Here is a 19,361-nt window from a genome sequence, read left to right on the forward strand (position 1 = left end):
CTTTCGCATACCACGTAAATTCGTATTTTAGCCCCAAGAATTAATGATTTAATGGCAAAGAAGTCCAAAAGCTCAAAAACTACAACTCCTGAAAAAAGGGGTTCCTTTAAATTATCAAAACAAAACAAAATCATACTCGGAAGCTTAATAATGCTTTTCAGTATTGCTTTGTTTTTTGCTTTTTTGTCCTTTTTCTTTGTTTGGCAAGATGATCAAAGTTTATTGTCTGAATTCTCTGATCGTAACCAAGAAGCCAAAAATATATTAAATAAATTTGGAGCAAGCATAAGCCACTTTTTTATTTTTAAAGGCTTTGGTATAGCTTCTGTTATTTTTACGTTTCTTTTTTTTATGTCTGGATTAAAACTCTTTTTGAGTCTAAAATCAACCGGATTATTACGTAAATGGATTTGGGGGCTTACTTTTATTATTTGGATCTCTATAGCTTTTGGATTTTTCGCTAGAAAATATCCTTTGTTAGGTGGTATGGTAGGTTTTGAAATGAACGATTTTCTTCAAGATTATACCGGCAAATTAGGAGTCTTTTTATTATTATTATTTGGACTTGTAATTATTTTGGTACGTTTATTTAAACTTACCCCAGATCATTTTACAGAATATTACAAACAAAAGAAAAGTGCTATTTCTAAAGAATTTAAAAACGAGCCTGCTTCAGAAACTTTTACCGAAGAAGAAATAGAGGCTCTAATTCAAAAAGAAGAAAAACAAGTTGTAGTCGATACCTACACTCACAAAAAAGATATTCCAGTATTAACTACAGAAACTCCTAATAATGATTTTGAGGTTACAGCTCCTGTACAGGAAGAAGTTGAGCCAGAAAATTTAAAAATGGAAGTAGAAAAAATTGTTGAAGAAACCGAAGAAGCCGATAATTTGGCGAGTAAGTTAGTAGATGATTTTGGTGAATTTGATCCTACATTAGAATTAGGCAATTATAAATTTCCGACCATTGAGTTATTAGATCAGCATGGCGTTACTGGCGGAATAACTATAAACCAAGAAGAACTAGAGGAAAACAAAAATAAAATTGTTGAAACCTTAAAGAATTATAAAATTGGTATTGCGCAGATAAAAGCTACCATTGGGCCAACGGTTACCCTTTACGAAATTGTTCCCGATGCAGGTGTGCGTATTTCAAAAATAAAAAACTTAGAGGATGATATTGCCTTATCACTAGCGGCATTAGGCATACGTATTATTGCACCAATTCCGGGTAAGGGAACCATAGGTATAGAAGTGCCTAATAAAAATGCCACCATAGTTTCTATGCGTTCGGTAATTACTTCAAGTAAATTTCAGAAAGCTGAAATGCAATTGCCCATAGCTTTTGGTAAGACAATTAGTAATGAAACCTTTGTGGTAGATTTAGCAAAAATGCCTCACCTATTAATGGCAGGTGCTACAGGACAAGGAAAATCAGTAGGATTAAATGCTGTGTTAACATCCTTATTATACAAAAAACACCCAGCCGAAGTTAAATTTGTACTTATAGATCCTAAAAAGGTAGAACTTACTCTTTTTAATAAAATTGAGCGTCACTTTTTAGCCAAACTACCAGATTCTGAAGATGCGATAATAACAGATAATACAAAGGTTATTCATACGCTGAATTCGCTTTGTATTGAAATGGATAACCGTTATGAGTTATTAAAACTGGCGTTGGTACGTAATATAAAAGAGTACAATACTAAATTTAAGGCGCGAAAATTAAATCCGAATGACGGACACATGTTTTTACCTTATATCGTTTTGGTCATTGATGAGTTTGCCGATTTAATTATGACGGCAGGAAAAGAAGTAGAAACTCCAATCGCACGTTTAGCACAATTAGCACGTGCCATTGGTATACATTTAATTATTGCCACTCAAAGACCATCGGTTAACGTAATTACCGGTATTATAAAAGCGAATTTTCCAGCACGTATAGCCTTTAGAGTAACCTCAAAAATAGACTCAAGAACTATTTTAGATACCCAAGGCGCCGATCAGTTAATTGGTAGAGGTGACATGTTGTACACACAAGGTAACGATGTGACAAGAATTCAATGTGCTTTTGTTGATACTCCTGAAGTTGCAAAAATCGTAGATTATATAGGCTCTCAGAGAGCTTACGCAAGTGCGCATATGCTTCCGGAGTATGTTGGCGAAGAGTCTGGCACAAGTCTTGATTATGATATATCCGATAGAGATGCTTTGTTCCGTGAGGCAGCAGAAGTTATTGTTATTGCACAACAAGGCTCCGCATCATTAATACAGAGAAAATTAAAATTAGGGTACAATAGAGCTGGCCGAATTATAGATCAATTAGAAGCCGCAGGTATTGTAGGTCCGTTTGAAGGTAGTAAAGCAAGACAAGTTTTAGTAACAGATATGGTAGCCCTTGACAATTTATTAAACAACGAAAAAAATTAGAAGATGATCATGAAAAAAATTATTGTTTTAGTAGCACTTTTTACCTCTGCCCTATCTATGGCACAGAGCTCAGCAAAAGCTAAGTCTTTATTGGATGAAGTTTATAATAAAGTAAAAAGTTACGACAATATTTTTGTCGATTTTAAGTATGCATTGCATAATTCAGAGGCAAACATCAATCAAGAAACAAGAGGTGATGTAACCATGCAAGGCGATAAATATTTATTCAACTATTTAGGATCAAAACAACTTTTTGATGGAAAAAAAGTATATACCATTGTTCCTGAAAATGAAGAGGTAACTATTGAAAACAAATCTACTGATGAAAATACTATTACGCCTTCAAAAATGTTGACGTTTTATAAAACAGGCCACACGTATGAAATGGATATTTTACAAAATATTCAAGGAAGAAAAATTCAGTTTGTAAAATTAACTCCTATAGATACTAATTCTGAAATAAAATCTATTTTACTAGGTGTTGATGCAGAAACAAAACATATCTATAGATTAATAGAAACTGGTAAAAACGGTACAAAAACAACAATCACTGTTAATTCTTTTAAAACAAACCAGCCGTTGTCAAAAACCTTATTTACATTTGATGAAGCAAAGTACAAGAAAGACGGGTACTACATCATAAGAAATTAAACATTGAGAATACTAGATCAGTATATTTTAAAACGCTTTCTATATAATTTCTTCAGTTCGTTTGGAATTTTGATGCTTATTTTCATATTCCAAACGATCTGGTTATTTATAGACGATTTAGCAGGTAGAGGTTTAGACATTTCTATTATCGCTAAATTTCTATTATATATTACCCCTAGTTTAATGGAAAAGGTACTTCCGTTAACGGTATTACTTGCATCAATTTTAACCTTTGGAACCTTTGCAGAAAACTATGAGTTTGCAGCAATGAAAGCTTCGGGAATTTCGTTGCAAAGATCCATGCTTAGTCTTATTATTTTTGTTTCCCTATTAGGTATTCTTGTTTTTTACTTCGCTAATAGTGTTATCCCAGCATCGGAGCAAAAAATATATAACCTCCGGAAAAATATAGGTCAAGTAAAGCCTTCCACAGCTATTATTGAAGGTGCCTTTAGTGATTTAGAAGGTACTAATATGAATATGAAAGTTGATCGTAAGTATGGTGATAATGATCGCTTTTTAGACAATGTGGTTATACATGAAAAATCAGCCAACGGAGTAAATTACCGAGTAATAAAGGCCAAAACTGGTGAATTAGTAAGTAGTGAAGGTTCTGACTTATTGCAATTAGTTTTGCGTGATGGACATTATTATATGGAAATCATTAGCAGAAACTCTCTTGAAAATCGCAAACATCCTTTCGCAAAAGGTACTTTTGAAACCTACACCATCAATCAAGATATTTCTAAACTCGATGTAAATTTAGAAGAAGAACGTTCCATCACTACTGATAAAATGAAGAATGTAGTTCGTTTAATTAAGGATGCCGATTCTATAAAAAATAATAATATAAGTGTTGTACGTACTTTCTCAAAAAGTGTATATAATAGAATGGGCGCATTTACTCCATTATCTGTAAAAGATAGTATTGATAAAGTGGAAAGGGCCAAACTTTCAAAAGATTCTATAGCCATCAAAAAAAAAATAATTGATACTATTCGGATTATGAAGTTGTTTGAGCCTTGGCAACAGAGTCAAATTTTAAATTCAGCTCAAAATACAACCACCAATGTAATAGCTTCTATTGCTGGTAAAAAGGACGAATTGGACAAACGCTATAAAATTTACAACATGCATATTGTGTCGCTTCATAAGAAGTTTGCCTTAGCTTTATCATGTATTATTTTATTCTTTGTTGGTGCACCCTTAGGCGCTATAATTCGTAAAGGTGGTTTAGGATTACCTATGGTTATTGCTATAGTTTTATTCCTAACGTACTACTTTATTGGAGTATTTGCTGAGAATTCAGCTAAAGAAGGTAATATAAATCCAATTTTAGGAGGTTGGGCTTCTTCATTAATAATGCTTCCTTTAGGTATTTTCTTAACCAAAAGAGCAACAGCCGACAAAGGTTTGGTAGATTTTGGTGGTATCATTGATTTCTTTAAACGTATTTTTGCAAAAATTAGACCTAGTACAAAATAATTCACATGGAGATAAGTTCGCAGTTAGATTCAATAGAAGAAGCAATTAATGACATTAAAAATGGTAAAGTCATTATTGTTGTAGATGATGAAAACAGAGAAAATGAAGGAGATTTTTTAGCAGCTGCAGAATTGGCAACGCCTGAGATTATAAATTTTATGGCTGTAGAAGGTCGTGGGCTAATTTGTGCTCCATTAACCGAAACTAGATGTAAAGAATTAGGTTTACAAATGATGGTAGCCAATAATACCGACCATATGGAAACAGCATTTACTGTTTCTGTAGATTTTAGAGGAAACGGTGTAACTACCGGGATATCTGCGGCAGACAGATCAAAAACGGTTATAGCATTAACAGATGCCAATACAAAACCATTTGATTTGGCGCGTCCAGGACATATTTTTCCATTAGTAGCAAAAGATGGTGGAGTACTAAGAAGAACTGGTCATACAGAAGCTGCAATAGATTTTGCACGATTGGCAGGTTTAAAACCAGCTGGAGTTATTGTGGAAATCATGAATGAAGATGGTACAATGGCGCGCCTACCACAATTAATAAAAGTTGCAAAAAAGCATAATCTAAAAATCGTTTCTATTGAGGCTTTAATTGCCTATAGAATGGAGCATGATAGTTTAATCGAGAAAAAAGAAGACTTTACCATTACTACTCGTTTTGGCGAATTTAGATTAAGAGCATATAAACAAACCACGAACAATCAAGTACATATTGCCTTAACAAAAGGAACTTGGAAGAAAGATGAAAAAATTCTTACTCGTATTAATTCTACCCTAGTAAATAATGATATTTTAGGAACATTAACTAACAATCCAGACAAAAAACTGGAGGATATGTTTAATGCCATAAATAAAGAAGGTAAAGGTGCTTTTGTTTTTATTAACCAAGAGAGTCAGTCACTGAATTTATTAAGTAGATTGGCAGATTTAAAAGAACTACAAGCAAAAGGTGAAATGAAAGCTCCTAAGATTGAAATGGATGCTAAAGATTTTGGTGTTGGTGCTCAAATACTTCATGATTTAAATATTTCTAAAATAAAATTACTTACCAACACGGTACAAACAAAACGCGTGGGTATTGTAGGTTACGGACTAGAAATAGTTGATTACGTTACGTATTAAAGATTTTCTTTAATTACTGCCACCATTTTTTCAGCACGAAGTTTTACTTCTTCCTCTGTCCAGCTTAGTTTAATAAGGCATGAAATGGTTCTCGACATAATTTTGTCCGAATCAGAAAAATCTATTTTATCATAATTCGGTAATTGGTTGTAAATAGCATTAGAGTAGTAGCTTAAGGTTTTCAAATGCTTAAAATGGCGCCATTTTCTGTGATAATGCCAATTGTTATCAAACCAATAAAAACTAGCATCTATGCCTGCTGTACCCAAAGCAGCATGTACTTTTTTGGTGACCGATTTGTTAGGCAAGAAAAAACTTATAAAAGAATAATTCTGTTCCCCTCCCTTAGGAATTTCTCTAAAAGTAACTTGCGGGATAGTTTTTAGTGCATTTTCAATTATGGTAAAATATTTTTTTTGCGTAGCCAAAAAAGAGTCTAATTTTTGTATTTGAGCAACCCCAACAGCAGCGTGTAATTCTGAGATTCTAAAATTATATCCAATAAATGGATGCTTATCCGCCCCCCTATCCTTTCCTATATGGTCGTGTCCATGATCAGAAAAATATTCCGCATTCGTATAATATTTTGGATTGTTAGTCACTATAGCGCCACCTTCACCACAAGTGATGGTTTTTACATAATCAAATGAAAAACAGCCTATATCCCCTATACTGCCCAAGGGTTTATTTTTATAAGAACCACCAATAGCCTGGCACGCGTCTTCAATAAGTTTTAATTTGTGCTTTTTGCATAATTTTTTTAAAGGACCAAGATTGCTCATGGAACCACACATATGCACAGGCATTATTGCCTTTGTTTTTTTGGTAATAGCTTCCGCTACCGCATCTGGGTCTAAACCTAAAGTTTCATCAATATTTACTAAAATAGGAATAGCACCTACAGATAAAATAGCTTCAAAAGTGGCCACAAAAGTAAATGTAGGCATAATTACTTCGTCGCCTGAACCAATACCTGCAGCAATAAGAGCAACACTCAAGGCAGCTGTTCCACTACTAACAAGATGTGCATGTTTAACTTCCATTTTTTGTGCAAGGAGCTTTTCTAATTCCAAGGCCTTCCAATCGGAACGTGCATTATCAAAGCCATAGCGCATGAGTACCCCAGAATTTAATACATCATTTACTTCTTTTCTTTCTTCCTCACCAAAGAATTCAAATCCGGGCATACTTTTCTAAATTTTTTAAACGTAAACTAATAACTACAAATAAAGCGTAAAAAATAATATAATTACAAATGTATAATACTATTTTCTAAGGCTTTTCTTACTTTCTTAAATTCTGAAAATTGATCATCAGCAGCTCTATAACCTACTGGCAATACTAAAACTGATTTTAAATGCTTCTTATCTAAACCTAAAAACGCATCATATTTTTCCGAAATAAAACCTTCCATAGGGCAAGAATCTATTTGTTCAAATGCACATACAGTTAAAATGTTACCTAGTGCTAAATAAGCCTGATTGGTTGCCCAAACCTTAATTTCTTCTATGTTTTTAGATGAAAATAAATTAATTAATTGATTTTTAAAGGGAGCAAGTATTTTATCTCCTGTTTTTCTAATCTGATGCACACGACTAAAATACTCGGTTATATAGTGCTCATCTATTTGTGTTTCAATACAAAAAACCAATACGTGTGATGCTTGAGCTACTTGTTGCTGATTATAGGAATACGGCACTAATTGTTTTTGAAGTGCTTTGTTATTTATAAGTACCAATTTTATGGGTTGCAAACCATAAGAGGTTGCAGTAAGATTAAAGGCATTTTTTAGAATGAGTATTTTCTCCTCAGTCAGAATTTTAGTTTCATCAAATTTTTTTACGGCATACCGCCATTGCAACACCTCTAAACTATCTTTCATGATTAGCATTTTAACAGAAAAATTGAAGATAAGCATATTTTTTATTTGACCGCAATTGTGGGTAGAAACTTCGATTAAAGTTGACATTTTTTTCTAATGGAATCTGTATACTAGTTTATTAAAGGGAACAACCTTCTGAAAAATTTAAACAACAAAAAAAAGTTTTAAAATAAATGCAAAACCTGCAATGAAATTTAAAAAAGGTTTTTATATTTGCACCCGCATTCAGGGAATACCTGATGAGACACTTGGAGAAATGGCAGAGTGGTCGAATGCGGCAGTCTTGAAAACTGTTGAGGGTCACACCTCCGGGGGTTCGAATCCCTCTTTCTCCGCTTAGAGCAAAGCTCAATATCGAAAGATATTGGGCTTTTTTCATTTTACATCATGTTTAATACAAAATTGTTATTCTCAATCACCTATAACTTCAATAACCATACATTTACGAAATTGTTAATAAAAGCTTTGAACAAAATTGATTAAAAATAACGATCTCGCCTTATTTTTGCAGCCTTTTACAAAGCATGGAAGAATTAAAAGTTGGCGATAAGGTTTATAACACCACACAAGATGGTTTTGATGATTTTATACGGTATTCTTTCTCCGAGGTGGTCGCAGTTACCAAAACATTAGCGGTATTAAAGAATGGAATTCGTTTAATTAATCAGCCAAAAATATCTTATATCACTGAAGACATAGGTTATTCCGTTAAGGGGCAACGTGGTGTACATTGGCATACAGTATCCTTACAGGCTATTCGAAATGCACAATTAGAAAATGAAAAAATAGCTGCCTATGATTGGTTCGAAAACAAAAAGTTCACCCTACAAGAAAAGCAGTGGATTTATCAGCAATTTAAAACATTAAGTGGTTCTCAAGAGTAAGTATTAAAAAATCACTACTACATTTTAAATTACTGATACACTTTTAGATCTCGTTTTATAATATCCAAAAAGAGTAAATGGGTAGAATTCAATTGATACTATTGGAAATATCCCTTATGAATTAATACTATAAAAAGGTTCCGAATCGCTCAAAATGACAGGTATATCCATTAGGCTTACGAACCAAATAATCTTGATGTTCTGGTTCTGCTGGCCAAAATGTAGTATAAGGTTCTAAAGTAGTAACCACTTTAGCTTCCCACCTACCCGATCCATTTACAATAGCTATAACCTCCTTGGCAATATTTTTTTCTTCGTCGTTTTGATAAAATATAGTAGATCTGTAACTAGAGCCTAAATCATTTCCCTGACGATTTACCGTAGTTGGGTTATGAATTCGGAAAAAATAATCTAATATTTCTTTAAAAGATGTTTCTGTTGCATCATAAGTAAGTTCTATCCCTTCTGCATGTCCAGGATGATTTGGATAAGTTGGGTACTCGTTGGCACCACCAATATAACCTACCTCAGTATCTTTGATTCCTGGACGCACACGAAATAAATCTTCCATGCCCCAAAAACAACCACCTGCTATATATGCTTTTTTTAATACTGCCATACCTTTAACTTTCTATTTTTTGATCTAATTTCTTTTTTAATTTTTCTATTTTCGGTGCTATAACGCTTTTACAATAAGCAGCTTCTTTATTCTTATTAAAATAATTCTGATGGTACGCCTCAGCACTATAAAATACTTCTAACTTCGTGATTTCTGTACGAACCTCCATAGACAAATTTGCGCCATACTGCTGTACCACTTTATGTGCAATACGCTGCTGATTTTCTGTTTCAAATAAAATAATAGATCTATACTGCGATCCATAGTCACCTTTTATATAAGTATTTATGGTTGAATTATGATTTTCCATGAAAAGTTCAAGAAGCTCTTGATAGGTAATTGTGGTATTCTCAAAAGTTACCCGCACCACTTCTGCATGCCCTGTTTTACCAGAACTCACTTCTCTATATGTTGGCGTTCCCGGACAATTTCCTCCAGCATAACCCGAAACAACACTCTCCACGCCTACTATTTGCTGAACGAGAGCATCTATGCACCAAAAACATCCACCGCCAAAAGTAGCCGTTTCAATTGCCATAAATTTTAGGCTTTCTTTTTTGAAGTATCCAATACCATGGATTCCGAATTAATACAATATCGTAAGCCACTAGGCTCTGGCCCATCAGGAAAAACGTGTCCCAAATGTGCATCACAAGTATTGCAAAGTACTTCAACACGAATCATTCCATAAGAGGTATCTTTACTATAGCTAATGGCGTTTTCTTTTATGGGCTGCGTAAAACTTGGCCACCCAGTGCCCGATTCAAATTTTATAGTAGAATCAAAAAGTGGTGTATTGCAACACACACAATTATACAATCCTGCATCATGGGCTGAACACAACGCTCCTGAGTGCGGTGCCTCGGTACCTTTTTTACGAGTTATTCTAAATTGGTCTGGTGTTAAAATCGCTTTCCATTCTGCTTCGGTTTTTTCTACTCTCTTATCAGGTTTTGGATTGCCATTGGTGGCAAATGAAATTACATTCTTCCAGTTCATCATAAAAATTCCTTTCTTAAATTAAGCTTAATTAGAACACTAAAGATAGTTTAAATCAATATGATCTACATCAGTGTTATACTCCTCTTTTGTCGTTAAATTTCACTAATCCTTACATACTTCAAATCATACGATTAGTGCAATATTGCGCAGATTTTAATATGTAACAAAAGTTACTGTATGCTTGAAAATCAGGGGTTAATTTTACTAAAAATTAGATAAAATGGCTAAAATTGTTGTATTAGGTGCGGGTATCTCAGGTCACGTAGCTGCCTCTCATCTTCGTAGAAAATTACCCAAAGAGCATCAAGTAATGGTAGTTTCTCCAAATAGTAATTACCAATGGATACCTTCGAATATATGGGTAGGAATTGGGCGAATGAAATCAAAACAAATACTTTTTCCTTTGGCACCGCTTTATAAGAAGAAACATATAGGTTTTAAACAAGCTAAAGCGGTTACTTTTCATCCTGAAGGTGATGTTACCGAAAACAAACCATATGTTCTAGTAGAAGGTGTTGTAGGTGATAGCAAAGGAAAGCAAGAAAAAGTCACTTATGATTATTTAATTAATGCTACAGGTCCAAAATTAAATTTTGAAGCTACTGAGGGTTTAATCCCAGGCACTAATAGTACATATTCTGTGTGTACCTATACACATGCCGACCATGCTTGGGAAGGATTGAGTGCTTTAATCGCTGATATGAAAAAAGGCAAAAAGGCAAAAATTCTTATTGGCACGGGTCATGCAAAGGCAACTTGCCAAGGTGCTGCATTTGAGTATATTTTAAATGTTGAACAAGAACTTCGCAGACATAAAGTGCGTGATATGGCCGAAGTTACATGGATTTCTAACGAGTACCAATTAGGCGATTTTGGTATGGATGGAATGCTATTGAGTTATGGTGATATGACTATGAAATCGCATGAAATGGTTGAAATGATTTTTGAAGACCGCGATATTAAATGGATTCTAGGTGCTGGAGTACAAAAAATTGAAAATGGTATTGCACATTATGAAAACTTAGACGGCGAGAAAAAATCGGAAACTTATGATTTTGCTATGCTAATTCCTTCATTTTCTGGTCATGGATTTAAAGCCTTCGATAAAAACAATAAGGATATTACAGATAAACTTTTTAAAGGTTTTATGATTGTAGATGCCAATTATTCGCCAAAACCATACGAAGAATGGTCCGTTCAAGATTGGCCAGAAACTTATCAGAATCCTTCTTATAAAAATATTTTTGCGCCAGGCATAGCCTTTGCACCCCCTCATAGTATTTCTAAACCGCGTAAAAGTAAAAACGGAACTGAAATTTTCCCAGCACCACCAAGAACAGGAATGCCATCGGGAATTACTGCGAAATTGGTTGCCGACAATATTATCGATACTATTAAAAGTGGGAAAGAACAATTACATCACAAAGGATCTATGGGGAATATGGGAGCTGCATGTATTGCCTCTGCTGGATTTGGAATGACCTCTGGTAGTGGCGTAAGTATAACTACATACCCAATTGTACCTGATTATGAAAAATACCCCAAAACACAAGGAAGACAATTAGGTAAAACATTTGGAGAGATAGGTTTAGCCGGACATTGGTTAAAACTTGCATTACATTATGCGTTTATCTATAAAGCTAAAATGAAACCATTTTGGTGGTTGATTCCTGAATAGTTTTCTGTTTTCAGTATTCCGTATTCAGTATTCAGTAGGGAGCAAAATAATCAGAAGTTTAAATTTTTAAAACGAATAAAATGACACAAAGAATCTCAAAATATCAACGACTAAAAATGATGAATCCTATTCTTCAGTTTTTTAGATTTATTTACCTGAGCATAAAAATTCTAATTGTAGTGGCTGGCGGGCATGGAGGAACTAGAAACATAAAATCTTCAACAAGCAGTTCATAAACTCATCCTATAAACCGCCTGATTTATGATAAGTTTAATTCAAAATTTTTCAATTATGAATACGATAAAAGTCAATTTATTATCCGCTCTAGTACTATTTTTAATCATGACATTAATTTACTCTTGTGGTAATGATACTAATGCTAAAGATTTATATACGGAAACTTTATCGGATACTGATTCAGCGGCATTACTGTTTATGTTAGAGGAAGAGAAATTAGCAAGAGATACCTATGCTTATTTAGATAACCTTTGGTCTTTAAATCAGTTTTCCAACATCAAATTAAGCGAGCAATCCCATATGAATGCCGTTGAAAACCTTTTAAAAGTCAACAATATATCCTATACTATATTACCTTCTGGCGAATTTGCTGATGCAGGTTTACAAACGTATTACAATCAATTTACAATCGATGGTGCTATAGATCAAGTACATGCTTTACAAGTTGGCGCCACTATTGAGGATTTAGATATTGTAGACCTGCAAGAATATATCGATGCAACATCCAACACCGAATTGATTTCAGTTTTCGAAAGCCTACAATGTGGTTCTCGGAACCATTTAAGAAGTTTTGTTAATACTATAGATAATTTAGGCGCATCCTATACTCCTCAATTTTTAACAGAAGAAGCATACGATGCGATTTTAAATAGTTCACAAGAACAGTGTAACTAATATTTTTTTTGCTGTGTGACTTAGGTTACTGTAAGGCTTTTTGTTATCAATTAATTTTATTGAAAATATATAATTAATTACTAAAAACTATTACAATTATGGAAAATATTCAAGAACAAGAAGTTTTTTCAATGCCAAGAATTGGTGATAAAGCACCAGAATTTACAGCTACAACTACACAAGGAGAGATTAATTTTCCTGGTGATTATAAAGGAGAATGGGTTATACTATTTAGTCACCCAGCAGATTTTACGCCTGTGTGTACTTCCGAGTTTATGACCTTTGCACATTTAGAAGAAAAATTTAACAAAGCCAATTGTAAGCTTGTTGGTTTATCTATAGATGGTTTATACAGTCATATTGCTTGGTTGAGAACCATAAAGGATAAAATTAAGTTCAATGGTATGAAAAATATTGAAGTTAAGTTTCCGCTTATAGAGGATATATCTATGAATGTGGCTAAAAAATATGGGATGATTCAACCTGGAGAAAGTAAAACTCAAGCTGTAAGAGCTGTGTTTTTTATTGATCCTACAGGAACTGTTAGAGCTATAATTTATTATCCTCTAAGCTTAGGTCGTAATTTTGATGAATTATACAGGGCTTTAATTGCAATGCAAGCTTCTGATAAATTTAATGTGGCTACACCAGCAGATTGGGAGCCTGGCGATGATGTTATTATTTCGCCTGCTGGATCCTGTGGAGTTGCTGCTGAAAGAATGTCGGGAACGGATGAATTGGAATGTGAAGATTGGTTCTTCTGTACTAAAAAACTAGACAAGGATTTAGTCCTAAAGGAAATTTTGAAAAAATAATTATGTAAAGAAAAAGCACTCCTTGAGTGCTTTTTTTTTACTCGGTAACCTTTGTTACTGACCACCAAGAATTGTCCCCCTAAATTTGCACCAATAAATTAGTTAGGAATGAAAAGTATCTATAAAATAATAATAACGTCGTTTGTGTTTTTGAGTTTTACGCTCGCAATACATGCTCAAGAAACGGTTCCTGTATCAAAGGCTGATATCTTGACAAAAGTGGCTGAGAAAAATAATGCCATTAAAATTTCAGAACAGGAGTTTAATGCAGCTCGAGCAGATTACAGACAAACAAACGCTATTTTTTTACCAAATATTTCTGCTAGTCATACAGGAATAACTACTACGAATCCTTTAATGGCATTTGGTTCTAAATTAAACCAAGAGATTTTAACACAGAACGATTTTAATCCTGCATTATTAAACGATCCTACGCAGGTTCAAAATTTTGCAACAAAATTCGAGTTTCAACAACCTCTTATTAATTTAGATGGAATTTATCAGCGTAAAGCGGCGAAATCAACTATGGAAGCAATGGCCTTAAAATCAGAACGCTTATCTGATTATTTGAACTTTGAGGTTGAAAAAGCCTATATGCAATTACAATTGGCATATAAAGGGGTGGCTGTTTTAGAGAAAGCACTCAAAACGGTAAACGATCATAAGAAAATTGCAGACAATAGCTTTAAACAAGGGTATTTACAACGTGCTGATGTTTTGAATGTAGAAGTACGCGTAACCGAAGTACAAAATCAATTACAAACCGCACAGAGCAATGTAAAAAATGCATCGGATTATTTAGCTTTTCTTATGGATGATAAATCTGGAGTGGTATTTATGCCAACCGATAGTTTATCGACCTTAACAACCGAAATAAATGCGGATAAACTCTCAGAAAACAGAGCGGATATCCAAGCTATGCAATTGGCTACAAACGCCTATCAAGCTATAAATAAGGCTGATAAAATGGCCTTTTTGCCACGATTGAATGCTTTTGGTAGCTATGAGCTGTATGATGATAAACTATTTAATACAGATGCCAATGGCTACCTAATAGGAGCGCAATTACAATGGAATTTGTTTGAAGGATCTAAACGCATTGGAAAAACCCAAAAAAGTAAAGCCGAATTTGAAAAAGCAAAATTGGAATACGAGCAATATGTATCGCAAAGTGAGCTGGATTTAAATAAAGCCAGACGCATGTTTCTTGATGCAGAAAATAAACTAAAATTAACAAGTTTGGCATTAGCTCAATCTGAAGAATCATTAAGAATACGTACTAACAGATTTAAGGAAGGTCTTGAAAAAACATCAGATTTATTAGGTTCTGAAACGCAATATGCACAAAAAGAACTAGAATATTATCAAACCATATTTGAATATAATTACGCAAAAGCTTACCTACAATTCTTAACTAAATAAATCAATAACAATCCTTGATCTAAGGAATAAAATATTTAATGCAATGAAAAATTACAACTATATTTTATCAATACTTACAACAACCCTTTTACTGTGGAGTTGTGGTGGTGACGAGAAAAAACAAATAGCAAATAATGGCCCAGCAATTACCGTAAAAACTAATCAGGTTTTAGAAAGTAACAACGGTCCAATGTTAGCTGTAAGTGGCAAAATACAAGCGACAAATGCCGCTGATTTGAGCACAAGAATGATGGGCTACGTAAACAAGGTATATGTAAAAGTGGGTGATCAAGTGCGTAGTGGTCAGCTTTTAGTAGCGATTAATAATACAGATTTACAGGCCAAAAAAGCCCAAGTAAATGCAGGGATTACAGAGGCTACTGCTGCTTTTAATAATGCTCAAAAAGATTACAATAGATTTAAAAATCTATTTTCTGAGAACAGTGCATCTCAAAAAGAAATGGATGATATGACGGCTAATTTTGAAATGGCAAAAGCACGATTAGAAGCTGCCAATCAAATGAAGAATGAAATTAATGCACAATTCGCCTATTCGAATATAACAGCGCCATTCAGCGGAGTAGTTACTAGCAAAACTGTTGAAGTTGGAGATATGGCAAATCCTGGGCAACCTTTAATATCTATTGAAGCACCTGGAAAATTCAAGGTTATTGCCATGGTTCCTGAAACTGAAATATCACAAATTAAAGTTGGAACCCCAGTACAAGTAGATGTAAAATCTATAGGAAAAACAATCACTGGAAAAGTAACCGAAGTAAGTAGTTCAGCTAGACATACAGGCGGACAATATTTAGTGGAAGTAGCACTAGACAAAACTGAAGTTGATATTTTATCAGGGATGTTTACTACCGTTAATTTTCCTGTTGAAAAAATTACGCAAAGCGACATGGTTTTGTTACCTAAAGATGCTTTGGTGACCAATGGACAACTTTCTGGTGTTTATACCATAAGCGATAACAATACAGCAGTGCTTAGATGGCTGCGTTTAGGAAAAACTTTTGGTGACCAGGTTGAAGTTTTGTCAGGATTATCACCAGAGGAAACATATATAGTTTCCGCAGAAGGTAAACTTTTTAATGGTGCTAAAGTAAGTGTTCAATAAACTACTTAAGCAGATAGAATACTCCTTAAGAAATTAAAAAAATATATTAACTAAAAAATAACCCGTTAAAATTCTCCCCTTTGGGGAGTTAGAGGGGCAAAATTATGAAAGAAGGTTTAGCAGGAAAAATTGCCAAAGTCTTTATTGGATCTAAACTTACGGTACTCTTAATGGTTGTTTTTATGGTCATTGGTGTCTATAGTTCGTTTTTAATTCCACGTGAAGAAGAGCCACAGATTGATGTGCCAATGGCCGATATTTTTGTAGGATATCCGGGAGCGAGCCCTACTGAAGTAGAATCAAGGGTTATCAAACCTTTGGAGCAGTTAATCTCAAATATTAAAGGTGTGGAATATGTGTATTCTACATCAATGAAAGAGCAAGGAATGGTGATCGTACAATTTTATGTTGGCGAAGATATTGAGCGTTCTTTCGTGAAATTATATAATGAAATTAACAAGCATATGGATGAAATGCCTGCTGGTGTTACATTCCCTTTAGTAAAAACACGTGCTATTGATGATGTGCCAATGCTTGGTTTAACCTTGTGGAGTGAATCGTATGACGATTACCAATTAGGGCAAATGGCGCAAGAATTAGAAAGCGAAATTAAAAAGGTAAATGATGTTGCCATTACCCATAAAATAGGTGGTCGCGAGCGTCAAGTCCGTGTTATTCTTGATAAAGATAAACTGGCCGCTAGTGGCTTAGATTTTTTATCAGTGTCAGAAATGATTAAAGCGAATAATGCGCAATTAAATTCCGGAAGCTTTAATAAAAATGATACGGAATTTCTAATCAGTACAGGTACTTTTTTAGCATCGGCTAAAGATGTTCAGAATTTAGTAGTAGGTGTACAACAGAAACAACCTATTTACTTAAAACAGATTGCAACAATTGTTGATGGTCCGGAAGTTCCTAAAAACTATGTAAGTCTCGGTTTTGGTCAAGGAAGCGAAAAAGCAACGGAATACCAATCTGACTATCCTGCGGTAACTATTTCTGTTGCAAAACGTAAGGGTGCTGATGCTATGAAAATTGCCGATGTAATCATTGATAAAGTAGAACATTTACGCAAAACACTCATTCCTGATGATGTGCATGTTGAAATTACCAGAAATTATGGTGAAACCGCATCGCACAAAGTATCCGAATTATTATGGCACTTAATTGGCTCCATTTTCGCAGTAACACTTGTGGTGATGTTGGCCATGGGTTGGCGTGGAGGATTGGTAGTTTTCCTTTCCGTTCCTATAACATTTGCATTGACACTATTGAGCTATTACATGCTTGATTATACTTTAAACCGAATAACATTATTTGCTTTGGTGTTCGTAACAGGTATTGTCGTTGATGATTCCATTATTATTGCCGAAAATATGCACAGGCATTTTAAAATGAAACGACTCCCATTTAAACAGGCAGCCCTTTATGCAATAAATGAAGTTGGGAATCCGACTATTCTGGCAACCTTCACCGTTATTGCATCGGTTTTACCTATGGCTTTTGTTTCTGGTTTAATGGGCCCATATATGGCTCCAATGCCAATTGGTGCTTCAATCGCAATGATTTTATCGTTATTCGTTGCGCTAACAATTACACCATATTTAGGTTATATATTTCTTCGTGAAAAGGATAAAAAGAATCATGTTGAAAAACCTGAAAAACCTTTGGAAGAAACATTCATTTTTAAAATGTATGACAAATTTGAACGTCCTCTCATAGAAAATAAAACAAAACGCTGGATGTTCTTAGGCTTTACATTTCTTTTATTATTAGGCTCTATGGTATTATTTTTCACCAAGTCAGTTGCCGTGAAAATGTTGCCTTTTGATAATAAAAATGAATTCCAAGTAGTGATTGATATGCCAGAAGGCACCACTTTGGAGCGTACTGCTGTAGTTACTAATGAAATTGCACAATACCTGAGTACACGACCTGAAGTAGTTAATTACGAGAATTATATTGGCACCTCTGCTCCTATTACCTTTAATGGTTTGGTGCGCCATTACGATTTACGTGGTGGTAGTAATATGGCAGATATTCAGGTGAATTTAATTGATAAAGAAGAACGTAGCGAACAAAGCCATGACATTGCCAAGCTCCTACGCCCGGATATTCAAAAAATTGCCGCAAAATATAATGCGAATGTAAAATTAGTGGAAGTTCCGCCAGGGCCACCAGTTTTGTCTACAATTGTTGCAGAGGTGTATGGTCCTGATTATAATAAACAGATGGAAATTGCTGGTGAGGTCCAAAATATTCTTAAAAATACTACTGATGTGGTGGATATTGATTGGATGGTAGAAGCCGATCAAAAGGAATATTCATTTGTGATTGATAAAGAAAAGGCAATGCTATACGGGATTGCACCACAACAAATTGTGTATACCATGAATATGGCTTTGTCGAATAGACCTATTACTAATTTGTATGATGAAAATGCAACCAAACAAATTGGCTTATTACTCACTCTAGACAATGCAGACAAATCTACCGTGCGCGATATTGCTCAATTAAAAGTAAAATCAAAACAAGGGCAAATGATGCCTATTGCTGATTTTGTTAAAATAGACGAAACAACCAGTGCTAAAAGCATTTACCGCAAAAACCAAAAACGTGTGGTTTATGTTTTGGCAGATATGGCTGGGGAATTAGAAAGTCCGGCTTATGCTATTTTAGGGATGGAAGAAAAGTTAAATGCTATTCCTCTGCCCGCAGGTTACGAAATGAACGAAATGTATTTAGGTCAGCCAGAGTTTGAAGATGATTATACCGTTAAATGGGATGGCGAATGGCAAATTACATTAGAAGTATTCCGCGATTTAGGAATTGCGTTCTTAGGTGCTATTATTCTTATCTACATATTAATTGTTGGTTGGTTCCAGAATTTTAAAGCCCCCATTGTGATGATGGTTGCTATTCCTCTTTCATTAATTGGAATTATTTTAGGCCACTGGATTATGGGCGCATTTTTTACCGCTACTTCATTTATTGGAATGATTGCCCTAGCAGGTATTATGGTACGTAACTCGGTTTTATTAATAGATTTTATCAACCTAAGAACAGCAGAAGGTATTCCACTTAAACAAGCCGCTATTGAAGCAGGTGCCGTACGTACAACACCAATTTTATTAACTGCAGGTACTGTGGTCATTGGAGCTTTTGTAATCTTATTTGATCCAATTTTTCAAGGATTGGCAATCTCATTAATGGGAGGCACCATTGTTTCTACAGTATTGACGCTTCTTGTGGTGCCTTTAGTGTATTATATGATTGAAAAGAAAAATTATAAGTAAAACACCCTTTTTTGGGTCGT

17 protein-coding genes and 1 tRNA gene are annotated in these 19,361 nt (G+C 34.4%); 13 read left to right on the forward strand and 5 right to left on the reverse strand.

Going from position 1 to position 19,361, the window contains the following annotated elements:
- Window positions 1–51: 51 nt before the first annotated feature.
- From B8963_RS07355 to ribB, 4 genes are read left to right on the forward strand one after another with little or no spacing between them, the layout of a single operon-like run.
- On the forward strand, window positions 52–2,433 hold the full coding sequence (locus tag B8963_RS07355; RefSeq protein ID WP_084060827.1) for an FtsK/SpoIIIE family DNA translocase: 2,382 nt from the start codon (window positions 52–54) through the stop codon (window positions 2,431–2,433).
- Window positions 2,434–2,442: 9 nt separating this feature from the next.
- Window positions 2,443–3,084, forward strand: coding sequence for an outer membrane lipoprotein periplasmic chaperone LolA1 (locus B8963_RS07360; RefSeq protein ID WP_084060829.1), 642 nt, complete (start codon window positions 2,443–2,445; stop codon window positions 3,082–3,084).
- Between the two features lie 3 nt (window positions 3,085–3,087).
- Window positions 3,088–4,569 carry an LptF/LptG family permease gene (locus tag B8963_RS07365; protein WP_084060831.1) on the forward strand — a complete coding sequence of 494 codons (1,482 nt, stop codon included), beginning with the start codon at window positions 3,088–3,090 and terminating at the stop codon, window positions 4,567–4,569.
- Window positions 4,570–4,574: 5 nt separating this feature from the next.
- On the forward strand, window positions 4,575–5,705 hold the full coding sequence (gene ribB, locus B8963_RS07370) for a 3,4-dihydroxy-2-butanone-4-phosphate synthase (protein ID WP_084060833.1): 1,131 nt from the start codon (window positions 4,575–4,577) through the stop codon (window positions 5,703–5,705).
- On the opposite strand, the gene B8963_RS07375 is transcribed toward ribB, so the two are convergent.
- Window positions 5,702–6,892 (reverse strand): DegT/DnrJ/EryC1/StrS family aminotransferase, encoded by a 1,191-nt coding sequence (locus B8963_RS07375; protein ID WP_084060835.1) that lies wholly within the window; start codon window positions 6,890–6,892, stop codon window positions 5,702–5,704. The genes ribB and B8963_RS07375 overlap by 4 nt on opposite strands.
- Before the next feature lie 62 nt (window positions 6,893–6,954).
- A complete protein-coding gene (locus B8963_RS07380; protein ID WP_084061287.1) occupies window positions 6,955–7,587 on the reverse strand; it encodes an NAD(P)H-dependent oxidoreductase in 633 nt (210 codons plus the stop codon).
- A gap of 250 nt (window positions 7,588–7,837) precedes the next feature.
- On the opposite strand from B8963_RS07380, the gene B8963_RS07385 reads away from it, so the two are divergent.
- Both B8963_RS07385 and B8963_RS07390 read left to right on the forward strand, forming a co-directional pair.
- Window positions 7,838–7,922, forward strand: a tRNA-Ser gene (locus B8963_RS07385).
- 189 nt (window positions 7,923–8,111) lie between these two features.
- The gene (locus B8963_RS07390; RefSeq protein WP_084060837.1) at window positions 8,112–8,471 is read left to right on the forward strand and encodes a pyruvate kinase; all 360 of its coding nucleotides are present in this window, start codon (window positions 8,112–8,114) and stop codon (window positions 8,469–8,471) included.
- Window positions 8,472–8,598: 127 nt separating this feature from the next.
- Here the strand turns inward: B8963_RS07390 and msrA (B8963_RS07395) are convergent, their stop codons facing one another.
- From msrA (B8963_RS07395) to msrB, 3 genes are read right to left on the reverse strand one after another with little or no spacing between them, the layout of a single operon-like run.
- Complete coding sequence (msrA, locus tag B8963_RS07395) at window positions 8,599–9,090, reverse strand: peptide-methionine (S)-S-oxide reductase MsrA (protein WP_084060838.1); 492 nt, start codon at window positions 9,088–9,090, stop codon at window positions 8,599–8,601.
- A gap of 4 nt (window positions 9,091–9,094) precedes the next feature.
- The gene (gene msrA, locus B8963_RS07400) at window positions 9,095–9,628 is read right to left on the reverse strand and encodes a peptide-methionine (S)-S-oxide reductase MsrA (RefSeq protein ID WP_084060839.1); all 534 of its coding nucleotides are present in this window, start codon (window positions 9,626–9,628) and stop codon (window positions 9,095–9,097) included.
- A gap of 5 nt (window positions 9,629–9,633) precedes the next feature.
- Window positions 9,634–10,092 (reverse strand): peptide-methionine (R)-S-oxide reductase MsrB, encoded by a 459-nt coding sequence (gene msrB, locus B8963_RS07405; protein WP_084060840.1) that lies wholly within the window; start codon window positions 10,090–10,092, stop codon window positions 9,634–9,636.
- A gap of 220 nt (window positions 10,093–10,312) precedes the next feature.
- Here msrB and B8963_RS07410 point away from each other — a divergent pair, with 220 nt between their 5' ends.
- The 7 genes from B8963_RS07410 to B8963_RS07435 all read left to right on the forward strand — a co-directional run bounded on the left by B8963_RS07410 (window position 10,313) and on the right by B8963_RS07435 (window position 19,341).
- Complete coding sequence (locus B8963_RS07410; RefSeq protein WP_084060841.1) at window positions 10,313–11,770, forward strand: NAD(P)/FAD-dependent oxidoreductase; 1,458 nt, start codon at window positions 10,313–10,315, stop codon at window positions 11,768–11,770.
- Window positions 11,771–11,850: 80 nt separating this feature from the next.
- Window positions 11,851–12,006, forward strand: a complete 156-nt coding sequence (locus B8963_RS16010) for a hypothetical protein (protein ID WP_200810824.1) — start codon at window positions 11,851–11,853, stop codon at window positions 12,004–12,006.
- A 55-nt stretch (window positions 12,007–12,061) separates the two neighbouring features.
- A complete protein-coding gene (locus B8963_RS07415; RefSeq protein WP_084060843.1) occupies window positions 12,062–12,682 on the forward strand; it encodes a DUF2202 domain-containing protein in 621 nt (206 codons plus the stop codon).
- A gap of 98 nt (window positions 12,683–12,780) precedes the next feature.
- Complete coding sequence (locus B8963_RS07420) at window positions 12,781–13,497, forward strand: peroxiredoxin (RefSeq protein WP_084060845.1); 717 nt, start codon at window positions 12,781–12,783, stop codon at window positions 13,495–13,497.
- Window positions 13,498–13,605: 108 nt separating this feature from the next.
- Window positions 13,606–14,919: a TolC family protein gene (locus B8963_RS07425; RefSeq protein WP_084060847.1), complete on the forward strand. Its 1,314-nt coding sequence runs from the start codon at window positions 13,606–13,608 to the stop codon at window positions 14,917–14,919.
- 43 nt (window positions 14,920–14,962) lie between these two features.
- A complete protein-coding gene (locus B8963_RS07430) occupies window positions 14,963–16,042 on the forward strand; it encodes an efflux RND transporter periplasmic adaptor subunit (protein WP_084060849.1) in 1,080 nt (359 codons plus the stop codon).
- Between the two features lie 104 nt (window positions 16,043–16,146).
- Entirely contained in the window at window positions 16,147–19,341 is a 3,195-nt protein-coding gene (locus tag B8963_RS07435; RefSeq protein ID WP_084060850.1) for an efflux RND transporter permease subunit, read from the forward strand.
- Window positions 19,342–19,361: the final 20 nt, after the last annotated feature.

It is taken from the genome of Cellulophaga tyrosinoxydans (assembly GCF_900176415.1).
GTDB classification, from domain to species: Bacteria; Bacteroidota; Bacteroidia; order Flavobacteriales; family Flavobacteriaceae; genus Cellulophaga; species Cellulophaga tyrosinoxydans.